Below are 12,294 nucleotides of genomic sequence, written 5' to 3' on the forward strand. Positions count from 1 at the left end.
AATGTTTATATATTATTGAATTTAAGGGGGAATTTTATGTTAAAAACAAACCGCGAACGACTTCAAAACACTATTGATTTATTTAGCCAATTTGGGGCAACAGAAAATAATGGTGTCACACGTTTAAGCCTATCTCCCGAAGATATTCTCGCCCGCAACAAGTTCAAGGAAATTTGTGAACAGCTCGGCATGACGGTAACGGTTGACGATATGGGCACTATGTACGCAACACTGCCATCCAACTCCGATAACTTGCCGATTGTCATCGGCTCACATTTAGATTCTGTCATAAAGGGAGGACGCTTTGATGGAGTGCTCGGTGTTTTAACTGCACTGGAAGCTGTCCAAACAATTATTGATGAGGAACTCGAACTAAATCACCCTATAACAATCGTAAACTTCACAAACGAAGAAGGTGCACGTTTTGAACCGTCCTTAATGGCTTCAGGTGTTCTTTCAGGAAAATTCGAAAAGGAAAAGATGCTCGCTTCGACGGATCGAAAAGGGGTAACATTTGAACAAGCCTTGAAAGAAAGCGGCTATGAAGGTGATGTCGCAAACCGCCTAACCGAAGCGCATGCCTATTTGGAGCTTCATATTGAGCAAGGTCCCGTTTTGGAACATTATAAAAAAGAAATCGGGGTCGTAGAAGGCGTTCTTGGCATGGTTTGCTATGACATTACATTAACCGGTGAATCGAACCATGCGGGCACTACCCCTATTTCCATGCGTAAAGACAGTATGTTTGCCGCGATGCAGATCATTTCCATCCTGCAAAATAAATTAAAACAACTTCCTGAAGATCTTGTTTATACAATCGGACGTATCAATGCCTACCCGAATATTCATACGGTCATTCCGAGTAACGTAACTTTCTCGTTGGAGTCCCGCCACCAAGACCCTACAGTCATCCAGCAAGTGGAACAAATTATTTTTGACCTTCCTAAAGAAATCGAAAACTGCGAACTGAGCTACCAAAAACTATGGAGCCGGGATACGGTCTATTTCGCACCGGAAGTTGTCCATGCTGTAGCAGCAAGTACAGATGAACTGGGCTATTCACGTCATCATATGTTCAGCGGTGCCGGCCACGATGCTCAATTTATCGCAGGATATATTCCTTCTACAATGATTTTTGTTCCAAGTGCGAAAGGCTATAGTCACCGGGAAGATGAATATACTTCCTACGAAGAATGTTCAAAGGGTGCCGATGTCCTTGTTAATGCAATATTGAAAGTAGCCGAATCTTCGGTTTCACCCGTTAAGTCTGCTAGTGTAAAGTAAGGGTTTTTATGATGAAATCAATAGGTTTGCCCTCCTCTTCTTATTAGGTGAACATACTATATGGTATCTAGTAGAAGGAGGTGGGATGATGAGACGTCCTGCAATGGGGTTCTGCTTCCCTGGTTACCGTTTCTGCGGACCTGGTTGCAGCGGACCTGGTGCACCAACGAATGCAGTCGATAATTGCTGTCTGCACCACGATGCTTGTTATGCAAGTGGCTACGATAAAAGATATTGTGACGCAATTTTTCAACAATGTTTAAATCAATACAAAAACCCCTCAACGAAAATGGGGAGGGACGCAAATTTATTCTCCAGAGCGATACGGCTAAAGAATTTTCTAATATAGTCCTTATAAACTTGAACAAAACGAAACACCTCAATTTGGTAGTGACCCCTTAAAGTTAGAGTTTTTATTATGCAGCTAATTGGCTGGTATGAGTTCGGTATTTTACCGGGCTCATGCCGGCCAGTTTTTGTTTAATTCGATCATTATTGTAATAACTGATGTACTTCTCAATTTTCTTCTGTAACGCTTCATAGGAAATCAATACTTCCCCATAATACATTTCCTGTTTGAGTATGCCAAAAAAGTTCTCCATGGCCGCATTGTCTGCACATGTTGCTTTACGAGACATGCTTTGGAAAATCTTGTTTCTCTTTAATGTTTTCACCCATTTGTTATGTTGATAATGCCACCCCTGATCCGAATGAATTGTTGTTCGATAATTCGCCTGCTCATGAATAATCGGAAGTGTTTGGTCAAGTGCCTCCATTACGAAATCGAGTGTAGGGCGTTTCGACATACTGAAACCGAGTATTTCACCGTTGAATAAATCCATGATGGGACTTAGATACAATTTTTCATCATCTGTACACTTAAATTCGGTTATGTCTGTTACTAATTTTTGAAGGGCATTTGGTGTGATAAAACGTCTGTTTAATCGATTCTTTGCGACCTTACCCACAGTTCCTTTATAAGATTTATAACGAGATTTACGCCCGAATTTCTCACATTTCAAATTCATTTCATTCATGATTCGCTGTACTTTTTTATGGTTGATTATGTGTCCTTCTGCCTTTAATTCTGCGTGAATTCGGCGATAGCCATATCGACCCTCATGTTTCTCAAACGTCTCTAAAATCAATGTTTTCCATGCTTTATCCGGATCTTCCTGATTCATTTGTTTGATATGATAATGATACGTTGCTTCTGGAATGTCCACTCGTTTTAAAATATCTATCAATCGGAATCCTTCTTCTTTGAGTCCAAAGGTAATCGCTGCTTGTGCTTTTCGAGAAAGGCATCCGGATTCTCTCGAAAAGCCTTCAACTTTTTTAAATACGCAACCTCCAAACGAAGCAGTTCATTTTCGCGCTCTAACTGTTCCTCACGTGACAGTTCTTTTTCTTGCTTCTTTTGTGTAGTTTTTGATTTTTTAGACATAGATGGGCGCCCCTTTGCTTTTTCTTGCAGGCCCTCTATCCCTTCTTTTAAAAATTTACTGTACCAATTTGCGATTAAACTTGGATTATTCATATTAAATTGAATCGCCGTATCTAGATAAGAAGCACCTGTTTGTTTCATAAAGTTTAATATATCTAATTTAAATTGAACAGAATAAAACTGCTTCTTTTTCTTAATCGATAGGCTACCTTGACCAAATTCTTTAAAAGCACGCACCCAACGTCTTACTTGAGATTCTTCAGCGACGCCATGTTTCCTAGCTGTTACTCGATAACTTAATGAACTACTCAGGTAGTCTTTAACCACCATTAATTTGAATTCTTCGCTATATTTAACCATAGAAAAACACCCCAAAAGTTAGTTTTTTAACTCTAACTTTTGGGGTGCAGCACCTTTCTATGGAAGAGAATTGAGGTGTTTCTGCTTACTCTAGAATTGATTTCCGTTCCAGGGACGCTTTCCAGGGGGCGTGGCGTGAGGCCAACACGATGTTGGTCACAAAAGCGTTGCCACAGGACGTGGCGCTCTTAGCTTTTGTTCCTAAGTCTTAGGCGTCCCGCTATTTCCCTAGGAGTCGCCCCTACACTCCAATCAATTCATAAAGTTTAAGTTTCATAATACGGGTTTTATCATATTTTTCACTTATAAATTAATCGATCTTCTGACCTGTAATTTCTTCTAATTTACCGTTTTCTTTAATCTTCGCTAGGCCTTCATTTAAACGGTTCAGTAACTCAGTGTTCCCCTTTTTCACCATGAAGCCGTAATATTCTTTTTCAAACTGATCCGATTCAATCGCTTTTAGTCCTGAATCCGGATTGTTCTTTAAGTACTCGATAACAACCGCATTATCGCCAAACGCTGCTGCTGTTGCACCATTGATTACTTCCTGGAATGCTATCGGCTGGTTTTCATACGCTAAAATTTTTGAACTTGATTTTCCTTGCAGGTTTTGTGCTGCAATATGCCCTGTTGTATTAATTTGAACAGAAACTTTTTGATCTTTCAACTCATCCAATGTTTTGATTGGTGAATCTTCTTTCACAACAATCATTAATGATGCTTCATAATATGGATCTGTGAAATCATACGTCTCTTTACGCTCATCTGTAATGGTAATGCCTGATGCACCTAAGTCAAGTTCACCGTTCGTAATTTGCTGGAATACCGGCTCCCAACCGACATTTCGGAATTCTACTTCTGAACCGATTTCTTCACCGATTGCGTTCATAATATCTACATCGATTCCAACAATTTCACCTTTATCATTCATCGATTCAAATGGGGCAAATGTTGCTTCCGTTCCTACTAACAGCTTTTTACCGCCACCTTCTCCGGATGTTGCACTTCCCGATGTTTCATCATCCGCTGTACCGCATGCGGCTAAAATGATTGTTAATGCCATTAGCAGCATCGTTATGAAAAACTTCTTTGTTTTGAACATTATAAAACCCCCTCTATTTTTGTTAAGATTATACATTTTTTAGTAGAACCACACAATATTTAATTCTAAATCTTCTGATAGTTTAGGATATAAAAGTTTTCCTAAGGAGTCGCCTCCCTTTCATTCCAAACAACTGTAAATCCTACTAAATATAAAAACTACCTTCTACTACTCAACATAATAGAAGATAGTTTACCTACATTTATAATACTTTTCCTAAAAAGGCTTTTGTCCGTTCGTTTTGCGGGTTGCCGAATACTTCATCCGGGTGGCCCTGCTCTACGATATAGCCGCCATCCATAAACAGGACACGGTCACCTACTTCACGTGCGAAGCCCATTTCATGTGTTACGACAACCATTGTCATGCCTTCTTTAGCAAGGTTTTTCATTACTTCCAAAACCTCTTTTACCATTTCGGGGTCAAGGGCTGACGTTGGTTCATCAAACAGCATTACTTTCGGCTTCATCGCTAATGCGCGGGCAATCGCGACACGTTGCTGCTGACCGCCTGATAATTGCTGCGGATAGTTATCTGCTTTTTCACGCAAACCGACCTTATCCAATAGCTCGAGTGCCAATTTTTCGGCATCGGCTTTGTTCAGTTGACGAATTTGCATCGGTGCCATTGTAATATTATCGATGACCGACATATGCGGGAATAAGTTGAACTGTTGGAACACCATCCCCACTTCTGTACGGATATCATTAATGTTTGTTTTCGGATCATTGATTTTGACACCTTGAATATAAATCGCACCATCCGTTACTTCCTCCAGCAAATTCATGCAGCGAAGAAACGTTGATTTCCCAGAACCAGATGGCCCGATGACACAAACTACTTCCTTTTCATGTACTTCATAATCGATTCCTTTTAACACTTCGAGCTTGCCAAAATGCTTGTGTAAGTTTTCTACTTTAATCATTTACGCGCGCTCCTTTTTCTTACGTGGGTTGTAATTAATATCAACTCGTTTTTCGATAAATGCAATAAGCTTCGTTACAGCATACGTCAATACAAGGTATAGGAACGCTGCGAATAAATAAGGCTCCCAGAAACGCTGATACGTTCCGGCTACTACTTTACTTACATATAAAATCTCGGCCCCGGCGATTACCGTTACAAGTGAAGAATCCTTTAACAATGCGATAAATTCATTCCCTAATGGCGGAATCATACGACGGAACGCCTGCGGTAAAATAACTTTGCGCATCGCCTGGCCCTGTGTTAACCCTAATGACCTTGCAGCTTCCATTTGCCCTTTGTCGATCGACTGGATCCCTGCACGGAAAATTTCCGCATTGTATGCGGCACTGTTTAAAATCAGACCGACAATACCCGATACCCACCAACCTTGCGATGTTCCAAAAATAGTTGGAATAACAGCTAAGTGAATTAATAATAATTGTACGAGCATTGGCGTACCACGGAATACGTCGACATAAATTTTAGCCGGCCAGTAAATCCATTTTTTTGTTGAAACCTGGCCTAATCCTAAAACTAGACCGAATATGATACCACCAATATAACCACATGCTGTTAAAACAATAGTCGCCCAAAGTCCTTTTGCATATAGTTCACGGTAGTTCCAGATTATATCCCAACGGAAAAAATCAAAAAAATCCATCTGAAACCCTCCAATAAATTAAAATATAGCTTATTCGATTTCCGTACCTGTAATTTCAGCTAACTTGCCATTGTCTTTAATTTTTTGAAGACCTTCATTTAAAATATCCAATAGCTCTTTGTTGCCCTTTTTCACCATAAAGCCGAAGTAGTCTTTCTCAAATGAGTTATCTTCCACTGCTTTTAAGCCAGAATCAGGATTGTTTTCAAGGTAATCTAAAATTACTGCATTATCACCGATTGCGGCATCTGCAGCACCTGTCAGCACTTCCGTTAACGCAACAGAGAAGTTTTCATATGCTAAAATTTTTGAGCTTGCAACGCCTTGCAATTCCTGTGCTGCGATGTGGCCTGTTGTATTAATCTGTACTGCAATTTTTTTGTCTTTAATATCTTCCAAAGATGCCACTGTCGAGCCTTCTTTTGTCACGATCAGTAAAGTTGCTTCATAGTAAGGATCTGTAAAGTCATATGATTCTTTACGCTCATCTGTAATTGTAATAGCCGCTGCACCCATATCCACTTCGCCAGTTGTTACTTGGCTCATCATTGAGTCCCAGCCTACATTTTTCACTTCTGTTTCAATGCCCATCTCTTCGCCGATCGCTGCTAAAATCTCTGAATCTAAGCCGACAACATTTCCTTTATCATCTAAGTATTCAAATGGTGCATATGTAGCTTCCGTACCTGCAACAATTTTCTTATATTCTTTATCCCCTGTAGATGTCGATTCGTCCGCTCCACATGCTGTTAAAATCATTGAAGCTGCAGCTAAAGGTGCTGCCCATTTAAATAGTTTTCTAGTACTCATTATGAATATCCTCCTGGATGTAGTAGTTTTTTTGTTAATAACATGTTCAATTATATTAATTCCGCAATTAATATACAACATTTAATTTTTAAAAAATTGATTATTATTGCAGTATGATGAATTATTATAACAAAATTAACGGTATATTTGCATATAATTTAATATTTATTCACTCTATTACTATTTCATTATTGTATTCCCCTCTTCAAAAGGATTCTCGTACCATTACATATATTCCCTGTTTTTCATAATATATGTTAATCCGATAGGTAATTTTTAACTAAAATAAAAAAGACTGCACAAGAGGAACTCCCTCTCATGCAGCCTTGAATTATTATTTTTAGGTAGAGAACGAATGAAGGATAAAAAGAACCGGTACAGTGATTCTTTTTATCCTAATAAAACTTCATTCTCTATTGCAAAAAAACCTCAGATGATTTTTTGCAATTGATATTGAAACGTATATTAAAACAGTAAAATGGTGCCCCCTAAAGGACATGATAATATAGTCTATCTAACTAGTTTTGTGAAAACACAACATTTAATAATGTACTAATTTTTCACATATAATTCAAGTATAAATTGTGATTTTTAATAAAGAATTTTATTTTTTATAGGAAGAGCGTTTAAATTAGAATGGTTTAGGAAATTTATAGTGTAGCGCCAAAAATAAACTGTAGAAAAATGGAAGAGAAAGATTATTTTAACTCTATATAGATCAGTAATAATCTTTAAAAAGAAAGCGCCCTCGGAGGGAATCGAACCCCCAGCCTCAGAACCGGAATCTGAAGTGTTATCCATTACACCACGAGGACATATAAATAATAATATGTGCAACTTTTTTCATTATACAGATGGAACACCTTATTTTCAACTGTAAAAATCAGAGTTTATATTTGACCATAACTGACTAATACGTGTATGATAGGTTTACAGCTGAAATATTTGTCATTTTCAGCAAAAGTAATCGAATATAAGCTTTAACAAAGGGAGGATTTTTCAATGAACTTAATTCCTACAGTTATTGAACAAACAAACCGCGGCGAGCGTGCATATGACATTTATTCACGTTTACTTAAAGACCGCATCATTTTATTAGGTAGTGGGATTGACGACAATGTTGCGAACTCAATCGTAGCACAGCTATTATTTTTAGAAGCTGAAGATCCAGATAAAGATATCTACCTATATATCAACTCACCAGGTGGCTCTATCACTTCAGGTATGGCGATCTACGATACGATGAACTTCATCAAACCTGATGTATCAACAATCTGTATCGGTATGGCTGCATCAATGGGTGCATTCCTGCTTTCTGCTGGTGCAAAAGGCAAACGTATTTCATTACCAAACGCAGAAGTAATGATTCACCAACCACTTGGCGGTGCACAAGGTCAAGCAACAGAAATCGAAATCGCTGCAAAACGTATTTTACACTTACGTGAAAAACTAAACCGCATCATGGCTGAAAACAGTGGCCAAGATTACGAAACGTTAGCACGCGATACAGATCGTGACAACTTCATGTCTGCAGAGCAAGCATTGGAATACGGTCTTATCGATAAAATTTATGAGCGTAACCAATTAAAATAATCGATCCATTCAAGCATACAAGATCCGTCTTGTATGCTTTTTTGTATTCAAAAAATAATACAAGACATAACCCAAAAATGCCATTTTTCTCTCTGGGAGAAAAATGGCATTTTTTCGCTGTGCGTAAAAATTGATTTCCATTCCGGGACGCTTTCCGCGGGCGTGGCCTGAGCCTGTAGTCTCAGGCGTCACGCTATTCCCGCTGGAGTCGCCCTCCATTCCAATCAATTTTCTAAAATATCCGTTTCTTAACAAGGATTTTTTCCTTACCAATGAAATTTTTACTTTTATTCTAGCCCTTTTGTTTTAATCCGCTTTTTCGATTAGAAGTTGTAGTGCATTGATTGCTTTTTCTTCGTCATGGCCGTCTGCCCATAATGTGACAACCGTGCCTTTTGCAACGGCAAGGCTCATAATGCCCATGATCGACTTCGCATTCACTTTTTTCGTATCCTTTTGTAAATAGACGTCCGCTTTATAACGATTCGCCTCTTGGACGAACAAAGCCGCCTGTCTTGCTTGTAAGCCCGATTTTAACTTTACTTCTACTTGTTTTTCAATCATCTTGAAATACTCCCTTTCACAACCGTTCATCGCTTCTATGTTTATCTTAACGAAATTGTCCGAAAAGAACAACAATTGGAAACATCTTTTATGAAATCGTTACCAATTTTTTCTATTACGCCATGACGTATGTGCTCCATATGCGCAAGTGGATTTAAATATTCTCTCCACGACGGAGCGCATCCGCGATTTCATCGATTTTGCGCAGACGATGATTGACACCTGATTTACTGACAACGCCAGTTGAAACCATTTCACCGAGCTCTTTTAATGTCACGTCCTGATATTCTACACGAAGACGTGCAATTTCCCGCAGTTTTTCCGGCAGCTGATCAAGCCCTACCGCATTATCGATATAGCGGATATTTTCCACTTGCCTCAATGCAGCGCCAATTGTTTTATTTAAGTTGGCCGTTTCACAGTTTACGATACGGTTTACACTGTTCCGCATATCTCTAATAATCCGAACATCTTCAAACTTCAGCATCGCCTGAACAGCACCGACTAAATTCATAAAATCCGAAATCTTCTCAGCTTCTTTTAAATACGTGACAAAGCCTTTTTTCCGTTCAATTGTTTTCGCATTTAGATCATAGCGGTTCATGAGCTCTGCCAACGCTTCCCCGTGCTCCTTATATAAAGAATAAATCTCCAAATGGTAGGAAGAGGTTTCCGGATTGTTTACCGAGCCTCCTGCCAAAAAGGCTCCACGTAAATAGGCACGGCGTTCATTTTCTTTCGGTATGATTGATTTGGCGATTGTATGATTAAACTCAAATGAATTTGAGACAATTTCTAAATCCGCAAGAATTTCCCGCGCACCTTCCCGTACACGGCATATATACACATTGTTCTTTTTAAGACGCATCTTCTTTCGAACAAGCAACTCTACATTATATGGATAAAGCTTTTTTACAATTGTATAAAGCCGACGTGCGATTGCCGCATTTTCTGTTTGTACGTCTAAGCTTAATTGGCGATTCGCAAAACTTAACGAACCGTTCATCCGTATAAGAGCAGAAACTTCTGCCTTTAAACTACTATCACCAGCTTCTACTTGCGTCAGTTCTTTCTTTGTTTCAGATGCAAATGACATGGATTCGCTCCCCCTTTCCTAGCAACCTATGTAGTGTTTGTTTCATACTACTATTCTTGCATCGTTTGTCTTTTCTTTACTGTATATTCAAAAAGCCATTCAGCGAGATTTACCGCATCATGACGTACTGTTCCATTTTCAATAAGCGCAATCTCTTTTGGAATAATATTAATGCCCATTTCTTGCAATCTTTCAATATCAAACTTAACAGGCTCAGCATTTTCCTCCCGATAATTTTCGTAAATCGAAGGAGGTAGCTCCTTTTCATTGATCAGTACCGATTCGATAAATGCTTCTCCCACATGCTCATGGATTGCTTCTATATGCTGTGAGGCAGTAAAGCTTCTCGTTTCACCTTGCTGTGTCATTAAATTTGCAATATAGATTTTTTCGCCTTTCGCACGAATAACCGCCTGCCCAATTCCTTTAACCAATAAATTCGGAATAATGCTCGTATAAAGGCTGCCAGGTCCAATCAAAATAAAATCTGCTCGTTCAATCGCATGAACTGCAGCAGGTAATGGTTTGAGGTTACTAGGCTCCAAGTATACCCGTTTAATCGGTGCATGGCCTGATGGAATTTTCGACTCGCCGATAATGTCCGATCCATCCGATAATTCGGCATGTAATGTAACCTTTTTATTGGCTGCCGGGATAACCTTTCCGTGCACATTGAGTACTTTGCTCATCTCAGCAATCGCATGGTTAAAATCACCTGTAATTTCCGTTAAAGCGGTCAACATTAAATTCCCGAGCGAATGTCCGCCTAAATCATTTGATTGGGAGAAGCGATATTGAAACATCTGCTCCACTAACGGCTCTACATCAGAAAGCGCGGCAATTACATTTCGCACATCTCCGGGCGGCGGGATATCATAGTCATCCCGCAAACGTCCGGAAGAGCCACCGTCATCTGCAACCGTAACGATGGCCGTAATATCAAAAGGATGCTGCTTTAAACCGCGTAATATTGTAGAAAGGCCTGTCCCCCCGCCAATTACGACGATTCTTGTTCTCTTTTTTTTCATCTCATCAATCCTTCCTATGATTGATATCTCTATGTGTAACGATGACTTGATCATTTTTTGCCAATAGCTTCCCGAAGTATTCAGCAAGTGTAACGGAGCGATGTTGCCCGCCCGTACAGCCGAAAGCGATGACAAGCTGTGATTTGCCTTCATTACGGTAATGAGGAATCATGAATGTGAACAAGTCAGTCAGTTTGGCAATTAGCTGTTGTGTTTCTTCTGTTGCTAGTACGTAAGAGGATACTTCTGTTTGTAGCCCTGTTTTATGTCGCAATTCTTCAACATAGTAAGGATTTTTCAAAAAGCGAACATCGAATACTAAATCTGCATCAATCGGCAGCCCATGCTTAAATCCAAATGACATAATGTTTAACGAAAACGTAGGACTGCTCATATTGCTGAATTCCTGGGCGATACGTTCACGTAATTCCCGTGGTTTTAACTGGGAGGTATTGACGATCGATTTGGCACGCCCTTTTACTTCAGAGAGCAGTTCGCGCTCCATTTGAATCCCTTCCAGCGGTAATCCCTGAGGTGCAAGCGGATGTGATCGGCGTGATTCTTTATAGCGCCGAACTAATGTGGCATCATCGGATTCCAAAAATAAAATACGGAGTAAAATATCTTCTTCGTCCAGTAGTGCGTCGAGCGATTCGATCAATGAGCCAAAAAATTCTCTCCCACGTAAATCCATAACAACTGCCATACGTGAAATCTTTTTTTCGGAATCCTTCATTAGCGCTAAAAAAGTAGTTAAAAGCTCCGGAGGTAAGTTATCTACACAGTAATAACCTAGATCCTCAAAACTTTGAACTGCAACCGTTTTGCCCGCCCCTGACATTCCTGTAATAATCACTAACTCATGTGTATAGCTCGAACTAGCCACTTATTTCATCTCCTCTAGTTTTGTTCCGTCGAGTTTTGAATTTTTTCGCTGATTAGCTCAAAATCCTCTGTATATTCAAATGTACCATATTGCGTACCTTGATTTAATGCTGCAAATAATAAATTCGTACGGTCACCTGCCGCCATCGGAAGATCCTTTAAACGTTCAATTTCATACCAGCTTAAAATGCCTTCCCGCGTTTCGACAAATGGTATTCCTTCAACATCAGTTGCGATAAATGTGTACAGCATCCACTCATCGACGACTGTATCTCCATTTTTGATAACCATTGTGTATACACCTTTTAAATGAACGTCTTTTGGTGTTAGATTCGTCTCTTCCTGAAATTCGCGTATAGCGGAGTCATAGATGGATTCTCCTGGCTCCATTTTCCCACCGGGTGCCACAAACCAGCCTCTTCTCGGTTTTTGCAGCAGTAACACTTGACCATCTTTAATAGCGAGTAAATTTGTAATACGTTGCATACACAACAC

General features: G+C 39.5%; 14 protein-coding genes and 1 tRNA gene. 3 read left to right on the plus strand and 12 right to left on the minus strand.

The genetic code is table 11. The features are described from left to right. Positions 1–36 precede the first annotated feature (36 nt). Positions 37–1,284: a Zn-dependent hydrolase gene (locus tag MHH37_RS17490; protein WP_342574059.1), complete on the plus strand. Its 1,248-nt coding sequence runs from the start codon at positions 37–39 to the stop codon at positions 1,282–1,284. 88 nt (positions 1,285–1,372) lie between these two features. Next, positions 1,373–1,633: a Parvovirus coat protein VP1-like protein gene (locus MHH37_RS17495; protein ID WP_342574060.1), complete on the plus strand. Its 261-nt coding sequence runs from the start codon at positions 1,373–1,375 to the stop codon at positions 1,631–1,633. Between the two features lie 67 nt (positions 1,634–1,700). Here MHH37_RS17495 and MHH37_RS17500 read toward each other — a convergent pair whose 3' ends face one another. The 7 genes from MHH37_RS17500 to MHH37_RS17530 form a co-directional block, all read right to left on the minus strand. Next, the gene (locus MHH37_RS17500) at positions 1,701–2,564 is read right to left on the minus strand and encodes an IS3 family transposase (RefSeq protein ID WP_342576231.1); all 864 of its coding nucleotides are present in this window, start codon (positions 2,562–2,564) and stop codon (positions 1,701–1,703) included. After that, positions 2,528–3,091, minus strand: a complete 564-nt coding sequence (locus tag MHH37_RS17505) for a helix-turn-helix domain-containing protein (RefSeq protein ID WP_340797817.1) — start codon at positions 3,089–3,091, stop codon at positions 2,528–2,530. The genes MHH37_RS17500 and MHH37_RS17505 overlap by 37 nt, the downstream gene beginning before the upstream one ends. A gap of 310 nt (positions 3,092–3,401) precedes the next feature. Continuing rightward, a complete protein-coding gene (locus tag MHH37_RS17510) occupies positions 3,402–4,196 on the minus strand; it encodes a basic amino acid ABC transporter substrate-binding protein (RefSeq protein ID WP_340799249.1) in 795 nt (264 codons plus the stop codon). Between the two features lie 202 nt (positions 4,197–4,398). After that, entirely contained in the window at positions 4,399–5,121 is a 723-nt protein-coding gene (locus MHH37_RS17515) for an amino acid ABC transporter ATP-binding protein (protein WP_008406392.1), read from the minus strand. Beyond that, positions 5,122–5,823, minus strand: a complete 702-nt coding sequence (locus tag MHH37_RS17520; protein ID WP_008406394.1) for an amino acid ABC transporter permease — start codon at positions 5,821–5,823, stop codon at positions 5,122–5,124. A 30-nt stretch (positions 5,824–5,853) separates the two neighbouring features. After that, positions 5,854–6,633 (minus strand): basic amino acid ABC transporter substrate-binding protein, encoded by a 780-nt coding sequence (locus MHH37_RS17525; RefSeq protein ID WP_008406396.1) that lies wholly within the window; start codon positions 6,631–6,633, stop codon positions 5,854–5,856. A 743-nt stretch (positions 6,634–7,376) separates the two neighbouring features. Beyond that, positions 7,377–7,448 (minus strand) — tRNA-Arg (locus MHH37_RS17530). A gap of 187 nt (positions 7,449–7,635) precedes the next feature. Between MHH37_RS17530 and clpP the strand changes: the two genes are divergently transcribed. Further along, a complete protein-coding gene (clpP, locus tag MHH37_RS17535) occupies positions 7,636–8,226 on the plus strand; it encodes an ATP-dependent Clp endopeptidase proteolytic subunit ClpP (RefSeq protein WP_342574064.1) in 591 nt (196 codons plus the stop codon). A gap of 306 nt (positions 8,227–8,532) precedes the next feature. Here the strand turns inward: clpP and MHH37_RS17540 are convergent, their stop codons facing one another. The 5 genes from MHH37_RS17540 to MHH37_RS17560 form a co-directional block, all read right to left on the minus strand. Continuing rightward, entirely contained in the window at positions 8,533–8,790 is a 258-nt protein-coding gene (locus MHH37_RS17540; protein ID WP_008406398.1) for an HPr family phosphocarrier protein, read from the minus strand. Positions 8,791–8,944: 154 nt separating this feature from the next. Beyond that, complete coding sequence (gene whiA, locus MHH37_RS17545; protein ID WP_008406400.1) at positions 8,945–9,886, minus strand: DNA-binding protein WhiA; 942 nt, start codon at positions 9,884–9,886, stop codon at positions 8,945–8,947. Between the two features lie 50 nt (positions 9,887–9,936). Then, positions 9,937–10,914 carry a YvcK family protein gene (locus MHH37_RS17550; protein WP_008406401.1) on the minus strand — a complete coding sequence of 326 codons (978 nt, stop codon included), beginning with the start codon at positions 10,912–10,914 and terminating at the stop codon, positions 9,937–9,939. A 4-nt stretch (positions 10,915–10,918) separates the two neighbouring features. Beyond that, on the minus strand, positions 10,919–11,800 hold the full coding sequence (gene rapZ, locus MHH37_RS17555; RefSeq protein ID WP_008406403.1) for an RNase adapter RapZ: 882 nt from the start codon (positions 11,798–11,800) through the stop codon (positions 10,919–10,921). A gap of 14 nt (positions 11,801–11,814) precedes the next feature. Next, positions 11,815–12,285, minus strand: a complete 471-nt coding sequence (locus MHH37_RS17560) for an 8-oxo-dGTP diphosphatase (RefSeq protein WP_342574065.1) — start codon at positions 12,283–12,285, stop codon at positions 11,815–11,817. Positions 12,286–12,294 lie beyond the last annotated feature (9 nt).

It is taken from the genome of Solibacillus sp. FSL K6-1781, assembly GCF_038630735.1.
GTDB lineage: Bacteria > Bacillota > Bacilli > Bacillales_A > Planococcaceae > Solibacillus > Solibacillus silvestris.